Consider the following 24,365-nt stretch of genomic DNA (forward strand, 5'->3'; position numbering starts at 1 on the left):
AGGGGAGATAACCCCTCGGCCGGTCCCCACCGGCTATGGCATGCTCGCCTCCATGCAGCAGATATCGGTCAGCCCCGTCTTCGTCGGCCGTGGCAGCGAGATCACCGAACTGACCGACGCGCTGCGCCGGGCGGGCACCGGCAGCCCGCAGGCCGTGCTGATCGGCGGCGAGGCCGGCGTCGGCAAGACCCGGCTGCTGGAGGAGTTCCTGCAGCGTGCCGCCGACCGGGGCGCGGTCACCTCGCTCGGCAGCTGTCTGGAGGTCGGCGCCGAGGGCCTGCCCTACGCGCCGCTGGCCGCCGCACTACGCCGGCTGCACCGCTCACTGGGCGCCGAGTTCGAGGCCGCGGCGGCCGGCAGCGAGGGCCATCTCGCCCGCCTGATCTCCGAGTTCGGCGAGGCCGACGGCGAACCCAACGACGAGTACGGCCGGGCCCGGCTGTTCGAGCACACCGCGAGGCTGTTCGAACGGCTCGGCGCGGAGCGTACCCTCGTCCTCGCCGTCGAGGACCTGCACTGGTCCGACCGCTCCACCCGCGAACTGCTCGCCTTCCTGGTGCGCACCCTGCACCGCTCCCGGGTGCTGCTGGTCGCCACCTACCGCAGCGACGACCTGCACCGCCGGCACCCGCTGCGCCCCTTCCTCGCCGAGCTCGATCGGCTGCGCACCGTCCAGCGGCTGGAGTTGGCGCGGTTCGTCCGCCGCGAGGTGGCCGCCCAGCTGGCCGGGATCCTCGGCACCGCCACCCCCGACCGCCAACTGGTGGACCGGATCCACCGCCGCTCGGAGGGCAACCCCTTCTTCGTCGAGGAGCTGGCCACCGCCTTCGAGGACGGCTGCGGCGCCGGGCTGACCGACTCGCTGCGGGACATCCTGCTGGTGCGGGTCGAGGGCCTGGACGAGGAGGCCCAGCGGGTGGTGCGGATCGCCGCCGAGGGCGGCTCGCACGTCGAACACGCCCTGCTGGCCGCCGTCCTGGACGACGACGAGGAGGCGCTGATCGAGGCGCTGCGGTCGGCCGTCGGCGCCAACATCCTGCGTCCGGACAGCGAGGGCGAGGGCTACCGGTTCCGGCACGCGCTGGTCCGCGAGGCGGTTTCGGACGACCTGCTGCCCGGCGAACGCCACCGGATCAACCGCAAGTTCGCGCTCGCCGTGGAGGCCCAGCCGCAGCTGGTCTCCTGCGACGCGCTGCCCGCCCGGCTGGCCAACTACTGGTACCACGCGCACGACCCGGCCCGCGCCCTGCCGACCGCCCTGGAGGCCGCCCGCGCGGCCCGCCGCCGCAACGCCTTCGCCGAGCAGCTTGGCATGCTGGAACGGGCCCTGGAGCTGTGGGACATGGTCTCCGAGGAGGTACTGGCGCACACCCTGCGCCCCTACGACTGGGCCGAGACCTACCCGCCGGGCTCCTGCGACCACAGCGCCGCCGACGAGGAGTGCGACCGGATCCAGCTGGAGGACGTGCTGGCCGAGGCGGTGGTCGCGGCCCGGCGCTGCGGCGACCGCGAGCGCGGTCTGAGCCTGGCCAAGCGCGGGGTGCGGCTGGTCGACGAGACGGTGCACCCGGTGCGCGCGGCCTGGTTCCGGATCAACCGGGCCCGGATGCTGGGCAGCCTGCGCCGCTCCGGCGACGAGGCGGAGATCAGCCACGCGCTGCGGCTGGTGGAACCGCTGCCGCCGTCGGCCGTGCAGGCCGAGGTGCTCGCGCTCGGCGCCGGCTCGGCGATGCTCAAGCAGCCCGGGCCCGAGCACCTCGAACTCGCCGAGCGGGCGATCCGGATCGCCGAGCAGGTCGGCGCGCACGCGGTCGAGGTGCACGCCCGGATGACCCTCGGCGGCCTGCGCTACGACGTGCACGGCGACGCCGAGGGCGGGCTGGCCGAGCTCGCCGGGGCGGTCGAGCGGGCCCGCCGGCTGGGCGTGCCCGACCTGCTGCTGCGCGGCATCAACAACCTGGCCAGCATGCAGCGCGGGCTGGGCCGGGCCGAGGACGCCGTCCGGCTGGCCCGCGAGGGCCTGGAGTTCGCGGACGGCAACGGCCTGCTGCGCAACGTCGGCACCATCCTGACCGGCAACCTGGTCGAGGCGCTGACCGACCTCGGGCGGGTCGGGGAGGCCGCCGAGGTGCTCGCCGCCTGCGAGCTGACCAGCCTGAGCGGTACCCACGCCGAGTTCCTGGACCGGATGCGCGGCGAACTCGCCCTGCTGCAGGGCGACCTGCCCACCGCGGCGACCATGCTGGCGCAGGCCCGGTCGGCCAACCGGGTCGGCCAGGTCCAGCACAGCGTGCCGATCAGCCGGCTGGCGGTGCGGCTCGCCGCGCTCGGCGGCCGACCGCTGGAAGCCCGGGCCGAACTGCTCGCCGCGCTGGCGGAGGGCGGACGGCTCGGCCACGAGTCCGACGTCTACCCGCTGCTGGCCGAGGCCGCCGGGGTGGAGGCGGACATCCGGGGCCTGCCGCAGGCCGCGGCGGGCCGGGCCGAGGCGCTGGCCGCGATCCGGGAGGCGGCCGCCGTGCTGCGGCCCAGGGCGCCGCTGCACCATGGCTGGGCCCGGCTGCTGGAGGCCGAACTGGCCCGCGCCGAGGGCGCCGACACCCCCGCGCTGTGGGGCGCCGCGCTCGAGGCGCTGCGGCCGACCGGCCTGCCGTTCCCGCTGGCGCTCGCCCTGCTGCGGGCCGCCGAGGCCGAGGTGCTGGCCGGGCGGCGCGAGGCCGGGGCCGAACTGCTGCGCGAGGCGGCCGAACTGGCGGCCGTACGGGACGACCGGACGCTGGGGGCGCAGATCGCGGGCCTCGCCGAGCGGGCCGGGCTGAGTCTGGCCCCCGCCGAGCGGGCGGCGGCGGAGCCGGCTCCGGCCGCGTCCGTCGGGGACTCCTTCAACCTCACCCCCCGTGAGCGGGACGTGCTCCGATTGCTCGCGCGCGGCTGGACCAACCGGCAGATCGCCGAGGAGCTGTACATCTCTCCGAAGACCGCAAGCGTGCACGTCTCCAACATCCTGGGCAAGCTCGCGGTCGGCGGCCGGGGCGAGGCGGCCGCGCTGGCGCACCGGTTGCGGCTGTTCCCGGACGATCCGGCACCGTCCGGCCGTTGAGACCCGGCCCCGCCGCCGGGGCCGGACCGCTCGAGGGCGGTCCGGTCCCGGCCGCGGGGCGCTGCCGTGTGCTCCCGTGTGATCCCGTGCGCGCCGCGTGAGCCCCCGCCCGCGCGCCGCCGCCAACCGGGCCGATCCGTCGGAATCGAGGGCATTTCCCCACCCTTGCGCCATTACTCTAAGTTGAGTGTGTGTGTCATTGAGTGACGGATTTGGTGTAGGGTCCATTTTGGGAGCATCGGTGCGGTGCGGCGACCGGCAGGCCGCCCACCCCCTGGGCCACCGTCCTGACGGGGCGCCAGGTCACCGCGTACGGCCGAGAGGTGCGCGTCCGGTGGCCCGTGGCCGGGGCGCGAGGCCCCGGGCCGGAGGGGGAGAGGCCGAGTGAGCTCCACCGATACGGTGTTGCCCGGAGCCGGACGCCCGGGCGCGCCGCCCGCCGATACGTCCGCCGTCGACATGCCCGCGCCCGCCCGGCGCGGCCCGCTGCGCCGGCTCCTGGAGAGCCGCACGCTGCCCGGACTCGTCCTGGGCGCACTCTGCCTGGCCTACGCCATGGGCGCCGCCGCCGGCTGGGGATCCCGCCGACTGTCCATCTTCATGGGCGACTTCGGCCTGGCCGCGGCGGCCCTGGCGGCCGCGCTGTCCTGCTTGGTGTACGGCTGCACGGTCGGCGGGCACGCCCGCCCGGCCTGGCTGCTGTTCGGCCTCTCCTCGCTCATGGTCGCCTTCGGCAACGGCACCTGGGGCTGGTACGAGCTGGTCGTGCGCACCCCGCTGCCCCAGGACTCGCTCGCCGAGTACGCCTTCCTGCTGTTCGCCCCGCTCGCCATCACCGGCGTCCTGGTGCTCGCCCAGCGCCCGCGCTCCGCGGCCGGCTGGCTCTGCCTACTGCTCGACGGCTGGCTGATCGCCGGCTCGCTGTTCACCCTCAGCTGGAGCCTGGCGCTCGGCCGGATCGCGGCCGGCGAGGACGGCTCCCCGCTGCGGCTGGCCCTCAACCTGGCCTACCCGGTGCTGGACATCCTGCTGGTCAGCCTGGTGGTCGGGCTGCGCTTCGGCGGCCGGGACGGCAACCGGGCGGCGGTGCACACCGCGATGCTGGCGCTCGCCGTCACCGTGCTGTGCGACGCCCTGTTCACCTCCCCGGAGCTGCGCAGCAGCTACCACTCCGGCGAACTGCTGGACGCCGGCTGGTTCTCCGGCAGCCTGCTGCTGGCCTGGGCGCCGTGGTCCCAGCGCTGGCGCCGCCCACTGCGCGAGCACCCCTCGGCCGGCGGCCTGCCGCGCCGCCGGGTGGCCACCACCTTCAGCGTGCTCACCCCGTACGCGGCCGCCGCGGTCTGCACCGCCGGCATCCTCTACAACGCCCTCGGCGGGCGTGCGTTGGACCGCGTGGTGGCCGCGGCCGCGTGCACCGTCGGGCTGGCGCTGATCCTCAGGCAAGGCGTGATGCTGCTCGACAACCTGTCGCTGGCCCAGGAACTCGCCCACAAGGAGGCGCACTTCCGCTCCCTGGTGCAGGGCTCCAGCGACGTCATCATGATCGCCGGGGGCAACGGCGTGCTCTCCTACGTCTCCCCGGCCGCGCTCGGCGTGTACGGGCGGGACCCGGAGGAACTGGTCGGCGGCAACCTGCTGGACCTCGTCCACCCCGAGGACGTGGACCGGGTGCTCTCCGAGGTCCGCCGTTACCTCGCGCGGGTCCGGCTCACCGCCCACCGCGTCCCCGGCACCGCCGAACCCTCCGCCCGGGTGGAGTGCCGGATCAGCTCCGGCGGCGGCGAGTGGCTGCACGTCGAGTCCACGGTCAGCCGGCACCGCGACGGGCTGCTGCTCAACAGCCGGGACGTCACCGAACGCGTCATGCTCCAGGCCCAGTTGCAGCACAACGCCTTCCACGACCCGCTCACCGACCTGCCCAACCGGGCCCTGTTCACCCAGCGCCTGCGGGCCGCCCTCGGCGCCCGCGGCCAGCAGGGCGAGGCGGGCGCCGGGATCGCCGTGCTCTTCCTCGACCTGGACGGCTTCAAGGCGGTCAACGACTCCGCCGGGCACCAGGTCGGCGACGAGCTGCTGGTGCAGGCCGCCCGCCGGCTGCAGGGCGCCGTCCGCTGCGGGGACACCGTGGCCCGGTTCGGCGGCGACGAGTTCGCCGCGCTGGTCTGCGGCCCGCTCGGCCGCCTCCAGGTCCAGGAGCTGGCCGAACGGCTGCGCGTCGCGCTCTCCGAGCCGTACTGGATCGGCGGTGCCGAACTCGGCGTCGCCGCGAGCATCGGCATCTCCTTCGGCACCCCCGAGCGCGGCCCGGCCGGCGACCCCAGAGCCGCCGCCGACGAACTGATGCGCAACGCCGACCTCGCGATGTACCGGGCCAAGTCCGAGGGCAAGGGCCGCGTGGTGCTCTACACCCCCGCGATGCGGGCCGACCTGGAGCGCCGCACCGAGCTGGAGGAACGGCTGAGACTGGCCGTCCGGGAGGGCGGCTTCACCCTGCTCCACCAGCCCGTGGTGGACCTCGCCGACGGCACCGTGGCCGGTGTCGAGGCGCAGGCCCGCTGGCGCTCGGCGGGCGGCCTGCTGCTCACCCCGGCCGAGTTCCTGCGCTCCACCGAGCACGGCGACGCGTCCACCCGGTTCTCCCGCTGGCTGGTCCACGAGGCGGTCACCGCGGCCGCCGCCCGGCGCGGCCTGGGCCGCGGCCGAGGCGTACCGGAACCCGTCCCGGTGGCCGTCCGGCTCTCCGCCGAGCGGCTCTGCTCGCCCGGGCTGTACGAGACGGTGGCCGCCGCGCTGCGCGACAGCGGCCTGCCGGCCGGCGAGCTGGTGATCGAGGTGGCCCGGATGGGACCGGACTCGCTCGCCGACGAACTCGGCCGCCGGCTGGCCGCGCTGCGCCGGCTCGGCGTCTCCACCTGGCTGGCCGGCTACGGCGCCGGCAGCGGCTCGCTCGGCGCCCTCGCCCGGCTGCCCCTGGACGGCCTCAAGCTGGACCGCACCCTGGTCCAGGACCTCGGCGAGTCCTCGCTCGCCCGCACGCTCGCCGGGCACGCCCTGCGGCTCGGCCGCGACCTCGGGATGGCCACCGCCGCCGAGGGGGTGGACCTGCCCCGCCAGGTCGCCGTGCTGCAGGAGCTGGCCTGCGGGCAGGCCCAGGGCTCGGCCTTCGCGCCGACGCTGGACGAACCCCGGCTGCGCCGCGCGCTGGCCCGCCGCGGCTACCCGCTGCCGAAGCCGCTCGGCCCGCTCTCCGCCCGGCGCGGATACCCGGCCGCCGACACCCGGACGAGTGGCCGCCCGGACTCCGCGCCGGGACGTGTCGTACGTCACCACGGGGGCGCTGACCTGCCCGAACACCGGGCCGCTACTGGTCCGGCAGGTGGTCCGCATGGCGAGACGGTCATCCCACCTGCTTGACACGCCACCCTGGACGGGAGGATGGTCGTTGCCATGCGCACCCGAATTCTCGTACTTGGCGGGCGCGTCGGCTGACAGGGCTCGCTCGCCCTGCTCGTGACAGACCGACGCGCCACCCCTCGCATGCCCTTGGGCACGAGGGGTTTTTTGTTGCACTGACGCTGTTCCACCCCGCAAGACCCCTGGCCTCGACCCCCCGAGAACCTCCGACTCGTCGGAATGAGCGGGACGATTGAGGCAGAGCCGGCGATCGACCCGGACCGGGACCCCACCTCGCAGCACCGGGGCCCGCAGCCGGGTCGGCAAAACCCGAGAAGAGACAGGCAGATGACCGAGCACGCCGCATCCCCCCGCCGCGGGGACAACCCGGCCGCCAACGCTCCCCAGCACGTCGTCGAGACCATGACCGGCGCCCAGTCGCTCATCCGCTCGCTGGAGGCCGTAGGCGCGGACACCGTCTTCGGCATTCCGGGCGGGGCCATCCTTCCCGCGTACGACCCGCTGATGGACTCCGCCAAGGTGCGCCACATCCTGGTCCGCCACGAGCAGGGCGCCGGCCACGCCGCCACCGGATACGCCCAGGCCACCGGCCGGGTCGGGGTCTGCATGGCCACCTCCGGCCCGGGCGCGACCAACCTGGTCACCCCGATCGCCGACGCCTACATGGACTCCGTGCCGATCGTCGCCATCACCGGCCAGGTCTCCTCCAAGGCGATCGGCACCGACGCCTTCCAGGAGGCGGACATCTGCGGCATCACGATGCCGATCACCAAGCACAACTACCTGGTCACCGACCCCGCCGAGATCCCCCGGGTGATCGCCGAGGCGTTCCACATCGCCGCCACCGGCCGCCCCGGCCCGGTCCTGGTCGACATCGCCAAGGACGCGCTGCAGGCGACCACCACGTTCCGCTGGCCGGTCGAGACCGCCCTGCCCGGCTACCGCCCGGTCACCAAGCCGCACGCCAAGCAGATCCGCGAGGCCGCGAAGCTGCTGGTCGGCGCGAAGCGCCCGGTGCTCTACGTCGGCGGCGGCGTCATCAAGGCGCAGGCCACCGCCGAGCTGCGGATCCTCGCCGAGCTGACCGGCGCCCCGGTGGTCACCACCCTGATGGCGCTCGGCGCCTTCCCGGACAGCCACCCGCAGCACCTGGGCATGCCCGGCATGCACGGCTCCGTCCCGGCCGTCACCGCCCTGCAGAAGTCCGACCTGCTGTTCACCCTCGGCGCCCGCTTCGACGACCGCGTCACCGGCAAGCTGGACGGCTTCGCCCCGTACGCCAAGGTCGTCCACGCCGACATCGACCCGGCCGAGATCGGCAAGAACCGCCCGGCCGACGTGCCGATCGTCGGCGACGCCCGCGAGGTGCTCGCCGACCTGATCGTCGCCGTCCAGGCCGAGTTCGACGCCGGCCACAAGGGCGACTACGCCGAGTGGTGGGAGAAGCTCGACGAGTGGAAGACGACCTACCCGATCGGCTACGAGCCGGCCCCGAGCGGCGAGCTCTCGCCGCAGCAGGTCATCGAGCGGATCGGGAAGCTGGTCGGCCCCGAGGCGATCTACGCGGCGGGCGTGGGCCAGCACCAGATGTGGAGCTCGCAGTTCATCCGCTTCGAGAAGCCCGGCACCTGGCTCAACTCCGGCGGTGCCGGGACCATGGGCTACGCCGTCCCCGCGGCGATGGGCGCCAAGGCCGGCCGCCCGCAGACCCCGGTCTGGGCCATCGACGGCGACGGCTGCTTCCAGATGACCAACCAGGAACTGGTCACCTGCGCCCTGAACGACATCCCGATCAAGGTCGCGGTCATCAACAACGGCTCGCTGGGCATGGTCCGGCAGTGGCAGACGCTGTTCTACAACCAGCGGTACTCCAACACCGTGCTGCACGCCGGCCCGGGCCACGACGGCATCGAGCCGCCGGCCCAGGGCACCCGGATCCCCGACTTCGTCCTGCTGTCCGAGGCGATGGGCTGCGTGGGCCTGCGCTGCGAGCGCCCCGAGGACCTCGACGCCGTCATCAAGCAGGCGATGGAGATCAACGACCGCCCGGTCGTCATCGACTTCATCGTCCACCAGGACGCCATGGTCTGGCCGATGGTCGCGGCCGGGACCAGCAACGACGAGATCCAGTTCGCCAAGGGCGTCCGTCCCGACTTCGGCGACGACGACTGAACCGCCCCCATCCAGAGCGACTGAGGAACCACATGTCCAAGCACACCCTCTCCGTCCTGGTCGAGAACAAGCCCGGCGTGCTCGCCCGCATCGCCTCGCTGTTCTCCCGTCGGGGCTTCAACATCGACTCCCTCGCCGTCGGCCCGACCGAGCACCCGGACGTGTCCCGGATGACGATCGTGGTCAACGTCGAGGACCTCCCGCTGGAACAGGTCACCAAGCAGCTCAACAAGCTCGTGAACGTGATAAAGATCGTCGAACTCGACCAGGCCGCTGCGATCCAGCGGGAACTGGTCCTGGTGAAGGTCCGCGCCGACAACGAGACCCGGTCGCAGATCGTCGAGATCGTCCAGCTGTTCCGTGCCAAGACCGTCGACGTGTCGCCCGACGCGGTGACCATCGAGGCCACCGGCAGTTCGGACAAGCTGGAGGCCATGCTCCGGATGCTGGAGCCTTACGGCATCAAGGAGTTGGTCCAGTCCGGCCTGGTCGCGATCGGCCGCGGCGCCCGTTCGATCACGGACCGGTCGCTGCGCGCCCTGGACCGCAGCGCGTAACCCGCGCGTCCCACCCGCCCGTCGCCCGCCACCGTCCTTCCGACGGCGCGCCGACGCGCGGCACCCCTCGAGCAAAGACTCATACCCCCGCCGGGTGCGAATACGGTAGGCACCGCGTACCCGGCACCCATCACGCAAGGAGATGTGCCCCCGTGGCCGAGCTGTTCTACGAAGACGACGCCGACCTGTCCATCATCCAGGGCCGCAAGGTCGCGGTCATCGGCTACGGCAGCCAGGGCCACGCCCACGCGCTGTCCCTGCGCGACTCCGGCGCGGACGTCCGGGTCGGCCTGAAGCCGGAGTCCAAGTCCCGCGCCAAGGCGGAGGAGGCCGGCCTGCGCGTCGTCACCCCGGCCGAGGCGGCGGCCGAGGCCGACGTCATCATGATCCTGGTCCCGGACCCGATCCAGGCCGACGTCTACGCGGCGGACATCGCCCCGCACCTGAAGGCCGGCGACGCCCTGTTCTTCGGCCACGGCCTGAACATCCGCTACGGCTTCATCAAGCCCCCGGCGGACGTCGACGTCTGCATGGTCGCCCCGAAGGGCCCGGGCCACCTGGTCCGCCGCCAGTACGAGGAGGGCCGCGGCGTCCCGGCGATCGTCGCCGTCGAGCAGGACGCCTCGGGCAAGGCCTTCGCCCTGGCGCTGTCGTACGCCAAGGGCCTGGGCGCCACCAAGGCCGGCGTCATCAAGACCACCTTCACCGAGGAGACCGAGACCGACCTGTTCGGTGAGCAGGCCGTCCTCTGCGGTGGCACCGCCGCCCTGGTGAAGGCCGGGTTCGAGACCCTGGTCGAGGCCGGCTACCAGCCGGAGATCGCCTACTTCGAGTGCATGCACGAGCTGAAGCTCATCGTCGACCTGATGTACGAGGGCGGCCTGGAGAAGATGCGCTGGTCGGTCTCCGAGACCGCCGAGTGGGGCGACTACGTCACCGGCCCGCGGATCATCACCGACGCCACCAAGGCCGAGATGAAGAAGGTCCTCGCCGAGATCCAGGACGGCACCTTCGCCAACACCTGGATCGCCGAGTACAAGGCGGGCCTGCCCAAGTACCACGAGTACAAGAAGGCCGACGAGGGCCACCTGCTGGAGACCACCGGCAAGAAGCTGCGCTCGCTGATGAGCTGGGTCGACGACAAGGCCTGAGCATTTCCGGGTCGTTCCGGCGGCCCGATCTCGTAACTTCCTTGTACAAGTAGGCTGCTCTCGTCCGGGTGATTTCGCCGGACGGGAGCAGCCTGGCACCCAGCCCGTCGATACACTCCGAGTGCGCGTCAGGCCCACAGCGTCGTGCGTCTACCTACGCGGCATGCCACCTTCCCCCGCCCTTCCACGCCACCTTCGTGCCGGGGGAACCGCAGAGTTAAGGACACACTGTCGTGAGCACTGTGACATCCAAGACCGCCGTCGTTCTGATCGCCGAAGAGCTGTCGCCCGCCACCGTCGACGCCCTCGGTCCCGACTTCGAGATCCGCCACTGCAACGGCGCCGACCGCACCGAGCTGCTCACCGCGATCGCCGACGTCGACGCGATCCTGATCCGCTCCGCCACCAAGGTGGACGCCGAGGCGCTGGCCGTCGCCCGCAAGCTCAAGGTGGTCGCCCGCGCCGGCGTCGGCCTGGACAACGTGGACGTCGCCGCCGCCACCAAGGCCGGTGTGATGGTCGTCAACGCGCCGACCTCCAACATCGTCACCGCCGCCGAACTCGCCTGCGGCCTGCTGATCTCCGTCGCCCGCAACATCGCGCCGGCCAACGCCGCGCTCAAGCAGGGCGAGTGGAAGCGCAACAAGTACACCGGCGTCGAGCTCAGCGAGAAGACCCTCGGTGTCGTCGGCCTCGGCCGGATCGGCGTCCTGGTCGCCCAGCGGATGTCCGCGTTCGGGATGAAGATCGTCGCGTACGACCCCTACATCCAGGCCGCCCGCGCCGCGCAGATGGGCGTCAAGCTGGTCACCCTCGAGGAGCTGCTCGAGGCCTCGGACTTCATCACCGTCCACCTCCCCAAGACCCCCGAGACCATCGGCCTGATCGGCGACGAGGCGCTGCACAAGGTCAAGCCGACCGTGCGCATCGTGAACGCCGCCCGCGGTGGCATCGTGGACGAGGAGGCGCTCGCGAGCGCCCTGCGCGACGGCCGGGTGGCCGGCGCGGGCCTGGACGTGTACGCCAAGGAGCCGTGCACCGACTCCCCGCTGTTCGGCTTCGACAACGTGGTCGCCACCCCGCACCTGGGCGCCTCCACCGACGAGGCGCAGGAGAAGGCCGGCATCGCGGTCGCCCGGTCGGTGCGCCTCGCGCTGGCCGGCGAGCTCGTACCGGACGCGGTGAACGTCCAGGGCGGCGTGATCGCCGAGGACGTCCGCCCGGGCCTGCCGCTGGCCGAGAAGCTCGGCCGGATCTTCACCGCGCTGGCCGGCGAGGTGGCCGTCCGGCTCGACGTCGAGGTCCGCGGCGAGATCACCCAGCACGACGTGAAGGTGCTCGAACTGTCCGCGCTGAAGGGCGTGTTCGAGGACGTGGTGGCGGAGACGGTGTCCTACGTCAACGCCCCGCTGTTCGCCCAGGAGCGCGGTGTCGAGGTCCGCCTGACCACCTCCAGCGAGAGCCCCGAGCACCGCAACGTGATCACCGTGCGCGGCACGCTCGGGAACGGCGAGGAGATCGCCATCTCCGGCACGCTGGCCGGCCCCAAGCAGACCCAGAAGATCGTCGGCGTGGACGCCTTCGACGTGGACGTGGCGCTCACCGACCACATGGCCTTCTTCAAGTACGAGGACCGTCCCGGCGTGGTCGGCGTGCTCGGCCGCCACCTCGGCGACGCCGGCATCAACATCGCCGGCATGCAGGTCGCCCGCGACGGCGGCGGCGCGCTGGCCTCCATCACCGTGGACAGCGAGATCCCGCAGGAGGTGCTGTCGGTGATCGCCGCCGAGATCGGCGCCCGCTTCGCGCGCTCGGTCGACCTGGGCTGATCCTTCCGGCCCGAGCAGGGCCCGGACCGCCGTTCGTACGGTGGTCCGGGCCCTGCTGCGTTCTCCCGGGTGGGTCCCGTCTCAGATACTAGGAAATCCAAGTATTCGTGCAGACACGGCCGGGGCGGGGCCTTACCGTGGAAGAGCCATACGGTGTGCCGCCCCTGTAGCCAGGGCGTGCGGCCCGTGTGCGCGTGCGCCCTCACGGGCAGGCGATCCCTGCTCCCGCGCGTTCCCTCCCGCCACCTGCCGCCACCCCTCTTGGGACGCTGTGCGGCACCTCCGTCTCCACCCTCTTGTCGCGTCCTCCAGCGCGCCGCTTCCAAGGAGCCCGGTATGCCCTCCACCGCCGACCGCCACGCCACTCCCGCCCCCGCCGCCACCTCCGTCCGCGCCCCGCGCCGCCGCCGGTCCGCCGAGCGGAACACCTTCGCGGCCGCCGCCCTGCAGCGCTCGCTGGACCGCCGTGACAACGGCGGTGCGACCGGCCACCTCTGAGCGGCACCGCGGGTGGCGTTCATCGGCCTACTGGGCCGAACGGATTGACGGTGTGTCACCCCGTAGGGTGCAACCCCGGTCCGTTCGAGGGACGTTGCTCGCCCGGGCTGGCGCGATCATCCTAATTTGGGGCCCCCGGAAGGGTGATCGACGTCCGCGCGGGCGGGCGTCAGCGGCACGCGGTGCGGATCAGTCCCCCGGCCGGGGGAGAGGGCCCAGTGCGTCTGCCACCCGTCCGCCGACCCGTCGCCCGGATCGGCCTCACCCTGGCCCTGCTGGCCGGGAGCGCCGTCCTCGCCGCCACCCCGGCGGTCGGCGGCCCACCGACCGCGGGACCGCCAGCCGCCGGACCGCCGGGGGTCGGCCGAACGGCCTCCGTCCTGCTCGAACTCACCACCGAGGCGGCCGGCCCCGCCTGGCGGCGCGCCGCCGACGGGGCCCGGCGGGAGCGGCGCTCCCCGGAGGCCGTCCGCCGGGAGGCCGCGCAGGCCGGCGCCGCTCAGCGGGGCCGGGCCGGGGACGCGCTCGACCGGCTCGCCGGGGCCGTCCACCGGGCGGCGCCCGCCGCCCGCGAGCTCTACCGCACCCGCACCCTGCTCACCGGCCTCGCCGTCAGTGCGCCCGCCGACCGGCTGCCCGCGCTGCGGGCGCTGCCCGGCGTCGGGGCCGTCCACCCGATCGTCAACAAGCGGCGCGACAACGCCTACTCCGTCCCGCTGACCGGCGCCCCGCAGGTCTGGGCCGGTGACTCCGCGCCCGCCGGCAACACCGGGCAGGGCGTGCGGATCGGCATCATCGACAGCGGCATCGACTACACCCACGCGGACTTCGGCGGCCCCGGCACCGAGGAGGCGTTCCGCTCGGTCGAGCGCGGCAAGCCCGCGCCGCCCGCGCTGTTCCCCAACGCCAAGGTGGTCGGCGGCAAGGACCTGGTCGGCGACGACTACGACCCCGACCCGGCCTCCCCGCACCACCAGCCCGTGCCGCACCCCAGCGACAACCCGATCGACTGCGTGCGCAACGGGCACGGCACCCACGTCGCCGGCACCGCGGCCGGGTACGGCGTCACCGCCGACGGCCGGCCCTACGCCGGTCCGTACGGCCCCGGGCTCGACCCGGCCTCGTTCAAGGTCGGCCCCGGCGCCGCCCCCGGCGCCCAGCTGTACGCGATCCGGGTGTTCGGCTGCGACGGCTCCACCGACCGCCTCGCCCAAGCCCTCGACCTGGCCGCCGACCCGGACGGCGACGGCGACCTGGGCGACCGGCTGGACGTCGTCAACCTCTCGCTCGGCAGCCGCTTCGGCAGCACCGACGACACCGACGCGCTGGCCGTCGACCGGCTCGCCGCGCTGGGCACCGCCGTGGTCGCGGCCGCGGGCAACGAGGGCGACGTGTACGGCATCGGCGGCAGCCCCGGCACCGCCGCCCGGGCGATCACCGTCGCCGCCTCCGTCCACGGGCACGCCGACGTGGACGGCATCACCGTGCTCGACCCCGCCGCCACGGCCGGAGTCGTCCCGGCGCACTGGAGCGAGCGCTACCGGGGCTGGGCCACCGCCGACGTCAGCGGCGAACTCGCCCTGCCCGCCGACCAGTCGGACGGCTGCACCGCCTTCAGCGAAGCCGACCGGCAGCGGCTGGCCGGGAAGATCGCCCTACTCGCCTGGAAGACCGGCGAGGCCGACCGGCCGTGCAACTCCGGCCCGCGCGCCGACCACGCCGCCGACGCCGGAGCGATCGGCGCGCTGTACGCCGCCGACACCGACCACCTCGCCGAGATCGCGGGCAACGACCGCATCCCGGCCGTCCTGCTGGCCCACGCCGACGGCGAGCGGCTGCGGCAGGCCGCGGCCGCCGGGCCGGTCCGGGTCCGGCTCGCCGCCCCCGCCAACCCGCTGCACGGCTCCGTCGCGCAGAACCAGCCCGCCCGGGCCGACACCCTCACCGACTTCACCTCCCGCGGCATCGGCGTGCCCGGCGTGGTCAAGCCCGACCTGGCGGCCCCCGGCGAGACCATCTGGTCCGCCCTGGTCGGCAGCGGCACCGGCGGCCAGCGCGAGAACGGCACCTCCATGGCCGCCCCGCACGTCGCCGGGCTCGCCGCGTTGGTCCGTGCCGCGCACCCGGACTGGCCGGTCGAGCAGCTCAAAGCCGCGCTGATGAACACCGCCACGGACACCTACCTCGGCGACGACCACAGCGGGCCGGTCTACGGGCCCGAGCGCACCGGGGCCGGCCGGGTCCAGGCGGACCGGGCGGTCCGCACGCCCGTCGTCGCCTACTCGGCGGGCGAGGGCACCGAGGAGGGCGGCGTCGGAATCTCCTTCGGGCCGGTCGAGGTCGGCGGGCCGACGGCGCTCGTACGTGACATCGAGGTCCGCAACCACGCGGACTCGCCGCTGAGTTACCGCACCGGCTACGCGGCGGCCACCGAACTGCCCGGCGCCTCCTTCGAGGTGGCCCCGGCCCGGGTCGACGTCCCCGCGGGCGGCACCGCACGGGTACGGGTGACGCTCTCCGTCCCCGGGGAGCTGGGCCGCGCGCCCGACCCCACCATCGACACCGTGCAGGGCGGCAGGGCCCGCAGCTACCGGGGCGAGCTCTCGGGACGGGTGCTGCTGACGCCGCTCGCGAACGACACCCTGCCCCGGCTGCGGATCCCGGTGCTCGCCGCCCCACGGCCCGCGAGCGACCTCGCGGCGACGGCCACCGTCCGGACCGCCCGGGACGGCACCCTTGTCACGGTCGGCGGCAGCGCCGCGCCCGGCGCCACGCCCGGACTGGTCACCGCCCTCGCCCTCGGCGGCGAAGGAGCGCGCTGGGCCGACTGCCCGCCCGGCAGCGGCGCCGCCGTCGGGCCGGGCGCGGGCATCCGGCCCGAGGACGCGGGGGAGGAGACCGGCCCCGCGCAGGACGTCTGCGTCGAGCACCCCGGCGAACGGTCCGCGAACCTGCGAGCGGTCGGCGCCGCCGTCGACCACGAACTGCTGTACGTGGGAGCGCAGTTGTGGGCCCCTGCGGCCACCCCGGTCGGGCTGTACGGCGTGCGGGTCGGGCTGGACACCGACGGGGACGGCAGCACCGACGTCATCCTCAAGGCCGACCGGCTGCGCGGCAGCGATGTCCTGGTCTCCCGCGCCCTCGACGCCCGCACCGGAGCCGAGCTCGACGTCCAGCCGCTGAACGCCCGCTGGGGCGACACCGACACCGCGCTGCTGGACAGCGACGTGCTCGTCCTGCCCGTCCGACTGGGCGCCCTGCCCGGCGTCGGCCCCGGCCACAGCACCGTCCACTACGGCGTCTGGACCGGCGTCGCCGCCTCCGGTACACCGGACCCGGCCGAGGCCTACGCCGCCATCGGCCTGCGCGGCACCCGACCGGTCGTCCCGCTGGACGTCCTGCACCCGGCCCTCGCCGCCCGGGCCGGCCTCATCGGCCCCCCTGCGGTGCTCGCCCCCGTGGGCCCGGGCACCGTCCTCGACGTGCACCGCACGCCGGGCGACAGCTCCCGGCTCCTGCTGCTGCACCACCTCAACCCGGGCGAGCGGCGGGCCCAGGTGCTGACCCTGCCCTGACCCCCGGCACCCGACCGCAGGGGCGGCCCGCCGACCACGGCAGGCCGCCCCTACGCGTTCGGGGCCTCCTCGGGGTTCGGGGCCGCCTGGGCGGCGCGGCGGTCCCGGCGGGGGGTGCGGGTGGGGCGGCGGGTGAGGCGGGCGAAGACGGCGACCAGGGCGAGGGCGGCGGCGGTGGCGGAGGTGACGGTGAGGCCGTCGGTGAGGCCGGGCGGGCGGAAGGAGCAGGCGATCCGGGAGGCACCGGGGCCGAGGGGGACGCCGATCATGCCCAGGACCGGGGTGGGGGCGGCGTAGCGGCCGCCGTCGACGGCGCAGGTCCAGCCCTCGGTGGCGGGGACGGAGAGCAGCGCGGTGCCGGTGGAGCCCGCCGGGAGGGCGGCCGAGAGGGTGTGCCCGTCGGCGTCGACGCGGGTGGCGCCGGTGGCGGTGAGGCGGGCGACGGCGGCGTCCAGGGCGCCGGTGCGCAGGCAGCCGATCGGGCGGGCGGGGACCTGGCTGACGGTGTCGGACCGCAGCGTCACCCGGACCACCCCGTCCGCCGGGACGGTCCCCAGCCGGTGGATCGCCACGGCCGTGGTGGGCTGCTCGCCGTCGCTGCGGTAGCTGGTGCCGAGGCCGCTGACCGTGCCCCGGTACCAGACGCCCTGGAAGAACGCCGTCGAGCCGGGTGTGCAGGCGGCGGTGAGGACGGTGCCCTCGTCGCCGGGCGGCACCGACCAGCCGCTGGTGCCGTGCAGGGTGGGCGCCGGGCCGCCGGCCGGGACGGGCAGCGGGGCGTCGTACACCTGGCTGCCGAGCAGCGACTCCTGTCGGGACCAGACCGAGGAGGTGTCCGGCCGGGCGGTCGGCGCCAAAACGGTGACCAGCGGCGGTGCGGCGGCCCGGCCGGGGGCGAAGCCGTACGGTGGCGGACCGTCGTCCAGGTGGGCGTGGACAGCGAACAGCGCCTGCCCGACCGGGTCGGTGACGCTCGCGGTCTGCCGCCCGCCGGCCGTCCAGCCCGCGCCGAGGTCGTGCAGCAGCAGGGCGGTGACGGTCGGCAGGTAGCCGCTGAAGTAGCCGCCGCCCTGGCCGCCCAGCAGCAGCGGGTCGTTGGTGGTGAAGGTGTGCGGGCCGGGGTCGCTGCGGCCGTGCGGCCAGTCGTCGGCGGTGCGGACCGCCGCGTGCCCGGCCCGCACCGCCGCCGGGGGGACGCTGTCGGAGGGGGCCGCGCCGAGCGCCGCGTACCCGGACCAGACGGCGTTGCCGAGCACCGCGCCGCCGATCACCCAGGTGGCGAGGGTGTTCGCCCGGCGGTCGGGGTGCCGGCGGTCCAGGATCCACAGCGCGGCGAGCAGGACGGTGCCGCCGACGGTCAGCAGCACCCAGGTGGCCGGGCGGACCGAGTGACGGGTCGCCGCCAGCGCGGCGATCACCGTGACCACGGCGGCGCCGCCCAGCAGGGTGAGCGGGTCCGGCCGGTGCGCCAGCGACACCCAGCCGGCCAGCACCAGCAGCCCGCTGAGCACGAAGGCGACCCGGTACGGGCCGCCGGCCGGGATCGCCAGACCGTGCCAGACCAGGACGGTCGGGGTCCAGAAGAAGCCGAGCACCACCAGCACCAGCGCCGCGCACCAGGCCGCCCGCTCGCGCGGCCGCACCCGCCGGTTGAACGGCAGCCCGCACACCAGCAGCAGCCCGAACAGGCCGATCGCCACGTCCGGCAGTGCCCGTCCGCCGTGGGTGGCGGGCAGCAGCTGGGCGAGGTGGCCGCCGAGGCCGGACGGGCCGAGCGGCTGGACCGGGGACTCGGGCTGGGCGCCCCGCGCGGCCAGGACCGCGACGAACAGCACCGGGGAGGCGAGCAGCACCCCGGCCGTGGCCATGGTGACGGCCCGGCCGGTCGCCCGGACCCGCTGCCGGAACGGCCTCGAGGTGGAGGCCAGCCGGACGGCGAAGAGGAGTCCGGCCGCCAGGGTGGCCAGCGCGGCGGTGTACAGGTTGCCGGCCCAGGCCAGGGCGACGCAGAGGGCGCCGGCCACCCATCGCCGCTCGTGCAGGCACCAGTCGGCGGCGAGGCCGAGCAGCGGCAGCGAGACCAGGCCCCAGAGCCACATCGGCGCGGCCCCGCCGACGTCCAGCACCCAGGCGCACAGCCCGTACCCGACGGCGGCGAGCACCCGCAGCCGGTGCGGGCCGGGGTGGAGGCGGCCGAGCAGGTGGGCCATCAGGGCGGTGCCGAGGCCGATGGTGGCGAGGGTGACCAGGAGGACGGCGAGTTCGCCCCGGTCGCGGGGGAGGAGCGCGGTGAGCCAGGAGAACGGGTTCATCAGGTAGGCGAAGAAGTCGGCCAGGAACGGGACGCCGTACCCGCTGTTCCAGTTGAACAGCAGGTCCCCGGCGGTCTCCCCGTGCAGCAGGTCCCACAGGTGGGCGTGGTACGGCACCGCGACCGCCTCCGCCCCGGCGGGCCACCGCCCGCGCAGTCCGGCCGCCAGCGCGTACCCGGCCATCGCCAGCCCGGCCGCGCCCCCGCAGACCAGCACCTCCCGCCGCCGCTCGCCCCTCACCCACGCGCCCCGTTCTGCCAGTGACCCCGGACTTCGCCACCCTAAGCGCGCCCCCGGCGCGGGATCCGACGTACGCGCTCCTTCAAAGGAGTGGCGTCCGGGAAGGCTTGGCCGAGTAGCCTGAGAGGGCCGTCAGGATGCCCGTATGGGAGGAACCGTGAGCGTCGCGCCGTACCCCGACTGGATCCGGCCTCCTGTCAGCGGCTACGTCGCCGAGGACCTGGACCGGCTGCCTGATCTCCCGCCGCACACCGAGCTGCTCGACGGGAGCCTGATCTTCATGAGCGCACAGACGAAGTTCCACATGCGGACGTTGCGCAGGTTGGAACGGGCGCTGGAGGGCGCTGTCCCGGCGGGGTGGGAGGTGTGGCGGGAGATGACGGTCAAGCTGAACCGGCGCGACCGGCCCGAGCCCGACCTCATCGTGGTCGACGAGCGGGGCGACACCGGGCCGAGGCAGACGATGTGCGAAGCGGAGGACGTGCTGCTGGCCGTGGAGGTGGTGTCCCAGGAGTCGCAGGAGCGGGATCGTGACACCAAACCCCGGAAGTACGCTGCGGCCGGCATCCTGCACTTCTGGCGGGTGGAGGGTGACGACGAGGGCCGCCCGATCGTCTACGTGTACGAGCTGGACCCGGCCACCAGGGCCTACGGTCTGACCGGCATCCACCACAAGCAGCTGAAGGTCGATCAGCCGTTCCCGGTCGAGATCGACCTGAGCTGACCTGAGCCGACCCGCCCCGACCTGACCCGTGCCGACCTGACCCGTCCGGATGGTGGACGCCAGGTGTCAGCTCCTGGGACGCCGGAGTAGGGTCCGAGCATGTCTCGCACCATTCGTCTCGCAGTTGTCCCGGGTGACGGCATCGGCCAGGAAGTGGTGGCCGAAGGCCTCAAGGTCCTGGGCGCCGTGCTTCCCGCCGATGTGAAGCTGGAGACCACCGAGTACGACCTCGGGGCCCGGCGCTACCACCGGACGGGGGAGACGCTGCCGGACGACGTGCTGGCGGAACTGAAGTCGCACGACGCGATCCTGCTGGGTGCCATCGGCGACCCGAGTGTGCCGTCGGGGGTGCTGGAGCGCGGGCTGCTGCTCAAGCTGCGCTTCGCCTTCGACCACCACATCAACCTGCGTCCGGGTCGCCTCTTCCCCGGGGTGACGTCCCCGCTGGCCGGCGCGCCCGACATCGACTTCGTGGTCGTCCGCGAGGGTACCGAGGGCCCGTACGTCGGCAACGGCGGCTCGCTGCGCACCGGGACGCCGCAGGAGGTGGCCACCGAGGTCAGCCTGAACACCGCGTACGGCATCGAGCGCGTGGTGCGCGACGCCTACCGCCGGGCCCAGGCGCGGCCGCGCAAGAAGCTCACCCTGGTGCACAAGAACAACGTGCTGGTGCACGCCGGGCACCTGTGGACGCGGATCTTCGCCGAGGTCGGCAAGGAGTTCCCCGAGGTCACCACCGACTACCTGCACGTCGACGCGGCGACGATCTTCTTCGTCACCCAGCCCGAGCGCTTCGACGTGATCGTCACCGACAACCTGTTCGGCGACATCCTGACCGACCTGGCCGCCGCCGTCACCGGCGGGATCGGCCTGGCCGCGAGCGGCAACATCAACCCGAGCGGCGAGTTCCCGTCGATGTTCGAGCCGGTGCACGGCTCGGCGCCGGACATCGCCGGCCAGGGCAAGGCCGACCCGACCGCCACCGTGCTGTCGGTCGCCATGCTGCTGGAGCACCTCGGCTTCGCCGCCGAGGCCGCCAAGGTCGAGGCCGTCGTCGCGGCCGACCTGGCCGAGCGCTCCGGCACCCGCAGCACCTCCGAGGTCGGCGACGCGCTCGCCGGCCGAGTATCCGCCGGCTGACGGGCCGGACCCAGGAGCGGACTTCCGGCCGACGGGCCGGATCCGACAAGGTTTCCGGCCAGGTGGGCCGGACCGCATAACCGCAGCTTGCAGCTCTCAAAGGAGCGGGCAGCTGTTCGGCACGGCCCTCTGGATGCGAGTATCGACAGTGGGCCGTGTCGCTGTGCGTCCGTTCCGGCGTTCGATCGCTGAAACGTCCCTGCGGCGGTGGCGGCCCGGACCAACCCCACGGTGAAGGAAACAGCCATGAGCACGCCCACCCAGGCGCCCATCACGTTCGACCTCAAGCCCTCCGCCCACCCGCTGCCCGCAGCGGAGCGCGAGGCCCGGCTGGCCAACCCCGGCTTCGGCCGGGTCTTCACCGACCACATGGTCACCATCCGCTGGACCGAGGGCGTGGGCTGGCACGACGCCCAGCTGGCGCCGTACGCGCCGCTGGAGATCGACCCGGCGAACATGACCCTGCACTACGGCCAGGCGATCTTCGAGGGCCTGAAGGCCTACCGCCAGGCCGACGGCTCCATCGCCACCTTCCGTCCGGAGGCCAACGCCGCCCGCTTCCAGGCCTCGGCCCGCCGTCTGGCGATGCCCGAGCTGCCGGTCGAGACCTTCGTCGAGGCCGTGGAGCTGCTGGTCCAGCAGGAGCAGGAGTGGGTCCCGAACGAGCCGGAGCAGAGCCTCTACCTGCGTCCGTTCATGTTCGCCACCGAGGTCGGCCTGGGTGTCCGCCCGGCCAACTCCTACCTCTTCATGATCATCGCCTCGCCGGCCGGCGCCTACTTCCAGGGCGGCATCAAGCCGGTCTCGGTCTGGCTCTCCAAGGAGTACGTCCGGGCCGCGCCCGGTGGCACCGGCGCCGCCAAGTGCGCGGGCAACTACGCCGCTTCGCTGGTCGCCCAGGCGCAGGCCGCCGAGAAGGGCTGCGACCAGGTGGTCTGGCTCGACGCCGCCGAGCACCGGTGGGTCGAGGAGATGGGCGGCATGAACCTGTACTTCGTCTTCGGCGAGGGCAAGGACGCGAAGATCGTCACCCCGGAGCTGTCCGGCGCCCTGCTGCCCGGCATCACCCGTGACTCGCTGCTCCGGCTCGCCGGCGACCTCGGCTACGCCGTCGAGGAGCGGAAGATCTCCACCGACGAGTGGCAGCAGAGCAACGCCGACGGCACCCTCACCGAGGTCTTCGCCTGCGGCACCGCCGCCGTCATCACCCCGGTCGGCTCGGTGAAGTCCGCCGCCGCCGACTGGACCGTCGGCACCGGCGAGCCCGGCCCCGTCACCATGGAGCTGCGCAAGGCGCTGCTGTCGATCCAGGGCGGCCAGACCCCCGACACCCACGGCTGGCTGCACAAGATCGTCTGATTCCGGAACGCGCACACCGGCTCCGGCCTGCCACGTTCCGCATCGCGAGACGGGTGGGCCGGATCCCGGGCGCTGTGCCAGACTGCCGATGTGTCCTCGCTTTCGCTGATTATCGGCAGCAGGCGCGCCGGTCCGCAGTGACCGCTTCCGCAGGACCCGATGCGGAGCGACCACGAGCGTCCAGACCCGCGCGCAGACCTCTCGCACCCGCGAGGGGTCTTTTGCTTTGCGGCGCGGCCCGCCCCACACCCTGGGCGCCGCCCCACCGAGCGAAGCCACCCGGACCGGCCGAGAGCCCCCACGAAGGGCTCGGGGAGACCGGGCCGCGCGCGAGATCCTGGACAGTGGAGCCGGGACCAGAAATCCGGCCAGAGCAGTACGAGCCTCCCCGAACGGAGAACCAGGGGTCATGACCGAGGTCAGCCGTACCGACGACAGTTTCCACGTGTTCGACACCACGCTGCGCGACGGCGCCCAGCGCGAGGGCATCAACCTGACGGTGGCGGACAAGCTGGCCATCGCCCGGCACCTGGACGAGTTCGGGGTCGGCTTCATCGAGGGGGGCTGGCCCGGGGCCAACCCGCGCGACACCGAGTTCTTCGCCCGCGCCGCCGCCGAGCTGGAGCTGGAGCACGCGCAGTTGGTCGCCTTCGGCGCCACCCGCCGGGCCGGCGGCCGGGCCGCGGACGACCCGCAGCTGGCCGCGCTGGTCGGCTCCGGCGCCCCCGTGGTCACCCTGGTCGCCAAGTCCCACGACCGGCACGTGGAGCTGGCGCTGCGCACCACCCTGGACGAGAACCTGGAGATGGTCCGGGACAGCGTCGAGTTCCTGCGCTCCCAGGGCCGCCGGGTGTTCATCGACTGCGAGCACTTCTTCGACGGCTACCGGGCGAACCGCGGGTACGCCCTCGCCGTGGTCCGGGCCGCGCACGAGGCCGGGGCGGACGTGGTGGTGCTGTGCGACACCAACGGCGGGATGCTGCCGGCCGACGTCCGGGAGATCGTCACCGACGTCCGCGCGTACTGCGACACCTACCGGCCCGGCGCCCGGCTCGGCATCCACGCCCAGGACGACACCGGCTGCGCGGTCGCCAACACCCTGGCCGCGGTGGACGCCGGCGCGACCCACGTCCAGTGCACCGCCAACGGCTACGGCGAGCGGGTCGGCAACGCCAACCTGTTCCCGGTGGTCGGCGCGCTGGAGATCAAGCACGACCGCCGGGTGCTGCCCGAGGGCCGGCTGGCCGAGATGACGCGCATCTCGCACGCGATCGCCGAGCTGGTCAACCTGGCCCCCTCCACCCACCAGCCGTACGTCGGCTACTCGGCCTTCGCCCACAAGGCGGGCCTGCACGCCTCCGCGATCAAGATCGACCCGGACCTGTACCAGCACATCGACCCCGAGCGGGTCGGCAACTCCATGCGGATGCTGGTCTCCGACATGGCCGGCCGGGCCTCCGTCGAGCTCAAGGGCAAGGAGCTCGGCTACGACCTGTCCACCGACCGGGACCTGGCCGGCCGGGTGGTGGCCAAGGTGAAGGAGCAGGAGAACCTCGGCTACACCTACGAGTCCGCCGACGCCTCCTTCGAGCTGCTGCTGCGCGACGAGGTGCGCGGCAGCCGGGACCGCTTCTACACCCTCGAGTCCTGGCGGACCATCAGCGAGCAGGGCCCGAACGGGGTCTCCGGCAACGAGGCGACCGTCAAGCTCTGGGCCAAGGGCGAGCGCCGGATCGCCGTCGGCGAGGGCAACGGCCCGGTGAACGCGCTGGACCAGGCGCTGCGCACCGCGCTGGAGGGGATCTACCCGCCGCTGGCCACCTTCGAGCTGGTGGACTACAAGGTCCGCATCCTGGAGGGCCAGCACGGCACCGGGTCCAAGACCCGGGTGCTGATCGAGTCCACCGACGGCACGTCCACCTGGTCCACCGTCGGCGTCGCCGACAACGTGGTCGCCGCCTCCTGGCTGGCGCTGGAGGACGCGTACACCTACGGCCTGATCCGCGCCGGGCTGGAGCCCACCGAGTAGTCGGCCTGCGACCCGCCGGTGGCCCGCCGGACTTCGTACGGAGTCCGGCGGGCCACCCGGGCCCGGTCCCGCTCGCTCAGCGGAGGCGGGCGAGCAGGGCGTGTTCGACGAGGGTGATGAGGGCGCTCTTGGCGCTGTCGCGGCGGCGGGCGTCGAGCGTGATGACGGGGGTGTCGGGGCCCAGCTGGAGGGCTTCGCGGACCTCGTCGGCGGTGTGGGGCTGGTGTCCGTCGAAGCCGTTGAGGGCGACGACGAACGGCAG

General features: G+C 73.9%; 13 protein-coding genes and 1 pseudogene. 12 read left to right on the forward strand and 2 right to left on the reverse strand.

What is annotated here, in order from left to right; genetic code table 11:
- Positions 1 to 52: 52 nt before the first annotated feature.
- The 8 genes from ACZ52J_RS11685 (at position 53) to ACZ52J_RS11720 (ending at position 16,299) form a co-directional block, all read left to right on the forward strand.
- Positions 53 to 3,100 (forward strand): helix-turn-helix transcriptional regulator, encoded by a 3,048-nt coding sequence (locus ACZ52J_RS11685; RefSeq protein WP_465617752.1) that lies wholly within the window; start codon positions 53 to 55, stop codon positions 3,098 to 3,100.
- Between the two features lie 459 nt (positions 3,101 to 3,559).
- Positions 3,560 to 6,517, forward strand: coding sequence for a putative bifunctional diguanylate cyclase/phosphodiesterase (locus ACZ52J_RS11690; RefSeq protein WP_465617791.1), 2,958 nt, complete (start codon positions 3,560 to 3,562; stop codon positions 6,515 to 6,517).
- Between the two features lie 327 nt (positions 6,518 to 6,844).
- On the forward strand, positions 6,845 to 8,689 hold the full coding sequence (locus ACZ52J_RS11695) for an acetolactate synthase large subunit (protein ID WP_360498782.1): 1,845 nt from the start codon (positions 6,845 to 6,847) through the stop codon (positions 8,687 to 8,689).
- 32 nt (positions 8,690 to 8,721) lie between these two features.
- Complete coding sequence (ilvN, locus tag ACZ52J_RS11700) at positions 8,722 to 9,246, forward strand: acetolactate synthase small subunit (protein ID WP_238951331.1); 525 nt, start codon at positions 8,722 to 8,724, stop codon at positions 9,244 to 9,246.
- Positions 9,247 to 9,398: 152 nt separating this feature from the next.
- Entirely contained in the window at positions 9,399 to 10,397 is a 999-nt protein-coding gene (gene ilvC / locus ACZ52J_RS11705; RefSeq protein WP_360498784.1) for a ketol-acid reductoisomerase, read from the forward strand.
- Positions 10,398 to 10,639: 242 nt separating this feature from the next.
- Positions 10,640 to 12,226, forward strand: coding sequence for a phosphoglycerate dehydrogenase (gene serA, locus ACZ52J_RS11710; protein ID WP_396287769.1), 1,587 nt, complete (start codon positions 10,640 to 10,642; stop codon positions 12,224 to 12,226).
- Positions 12,227 to 12,562: 336 nt separating this feature from the next.
- The gene (locus ACZ52J_RS11715; RefSeq protein WP_465617754.1) at positions 12,563 to 12,724 is read left to right on the forward strand and encodes a hypothetical protein; all 162 of its coding nucleotides are present in this window, start codon (positions 12,563 to 12,565) and stop codon (positions 12,722 to 12,724) included.
- A gap of 218 nt (positions 12,725 to 12,942) precedes the next feature.
- On the forward strand, positions 12,943 to 16,299 hold the full coding sequence (locus ACZ52J_RS11720) for a S8 family peptidase (RefSeq protein ID WP_465617756.1): 3,357 nt from the start codon (positions 12,943 to 12,945) through the stop codon (positions 16,297 to 16,299).
- Between the two features lie 50 nt (positions 16,300 to 16,349).
- Here ACZ52J_RS11720 and ACZ52J_RS11725 read toward each other — a convergent pair whose 3' ends face one another.
- A complete protein-coding gene (locus ACZ52J_RS11725; protein ID WP_465617758.1) occupies positions 16,350 to 18,851 on the reverse strand; it encodes a YfhO family protein in 2,502 nt (833 codons plus the stop codon).
- Positions 18,852 to 18,996: 145 nt separating this feature from the next.
- Here ACZ52J_RS11725 and ACZ52J_RS11730 point away from each other — a divergent pair, with 145 nt between their 5' ends.
- The 4 genes from ACZ52J_RS11730 to cimA all read left to right on the forward strand — a co-directional run bounded on the left by ACZ52J_RS11730 (position 18,997) and on the right by cimA (position 24,103).
- Positions 18,997 to 19,575: a Uma2 family endonuclease gene (locus ACZ52J_RS11730; RefSeq protein WP_465617760.1), complete on the forward strand. Its 579-nt coding sequence runs from the start codon at positions 18,997 to 18,999 to the stop codon at positions 19,573 to 19,575.
- A 99-nt stretch (positions 19,576 to 19,674) separates the two neighbouring features.
- The gene (locus ACZ52J_RS11735; protein ID WP_465617761.1) at positions 19,675 to 20,715 is read left to right on the forward strand and encodes a 3-isopropylmalate dehydrogenase; all 1,041 of its coding nucleotides are present in this window, start codon (positions 19,675 to 19,677) and stop codon (positions 20,713 to 20,715) included.
- Positions 20,716 to 20,961: 246 nt separating this feature from the next.
- The gene (locus ACZ52J_RS11740; RefSeq protein ID WP_465617763.1) at positions 20,962 to 22,074 is read left to right on the forward strand and encodes a branched-chain amino acid aminotransferase; all 1,113 of its coding nucleotides are present in this window, start codon (positions 20,962 to 20,964) and stop codon (positions 22,072 to 22,074) included.
- A 409-nt stretch (positions 22,075 to 22,483) separates the two neighbouring features.
- A complete protein-coding gene (gene cimA, locus ACZ52J_RS11745; protein ID WP_465617765.1) occupies positions 22,484 to 24,103 on the forward strand; it encodes a citramalate synthase in 1,620 nt (539 codons plus the stop codon).
- Between the two features lie 76 nt (positions 24,104 to 24,179).
- On the opposite strand, the pseudogene ACZ52J_RS11750 reads toward cimA, so the two are convergent.
- A pseudogene (locus tag ACZ52J_RS11750) lies at positions 24,180 to 24,365 on the reverse strand (ATP-binding protein); the annotation flags it as partial.

The organism is Kitasatospora sp. NPDC034035, from assembly GCF_055575755.1.

Coding starts and splice junctions, on each gene's coding strand:
- ACZ52J_RS11685 (WP_465617752.1), top strand. CDS start 53: ATGCAGCAGATATCGGTCAGCCCCGTCTTCGTCGGCCGTGGCAGCGAG.
- ACZ52J_RS11690 (WP_465617791.1), top strand. CDS start 3,560: ATGCCCGCGCCCGCCCGGCGCGGCCCGCTGCGCCGGCTCCTGGAGAGC.
- ACZ52J_RS11695 (WP_360498782.1), top strand. CDS start 6,845: ATGACCGAGCACGCCGCATCCCCCCGCCGCGGGGACAACCCGGCCGCC.
- ilvN (WP_238951331.1), top strand. CDS start 8,722: ATGTCCAAGCACACCCTCTCCGTCCTGGTCGAGAACAAGCCCGGCGTG.
- ACZ52J_RS11715 (WP_465617754.1), top strand. CDS start 12,563: ATGCCCTCCACCGCCGACCGCCACGCCACTCCCGCCCCCGCCGCCACC.
- ACZ52J_RS11730 (WP_465617760.1), top strand. CDS start 18,997: ATGGGAGGAACCGTGAGCGTCGCGCCGTACCCCGACTGGATCCGGCCT.
- ACZ52J_RS11735 (WP_465617761.1), top strand. CDS start 19,675: ATGTCTCGCACCATTCGTCTCGCAGTTGTCCCGGGTGACGGCATCGGC.
- ACZ52J_RS11740 (WP_465617763.1), top strand. CDS start 20,962: ATGAGCACGCCCACCCAGGCGCCCATCACGTTCGACCTCAAGCCCTCC.
- cimA (WP_465617765.1), top strand. CDS start 22,484: ATGACCGAGGTCAGCCGTACCGACGACAGTTTCCACGTGTTCGACACC.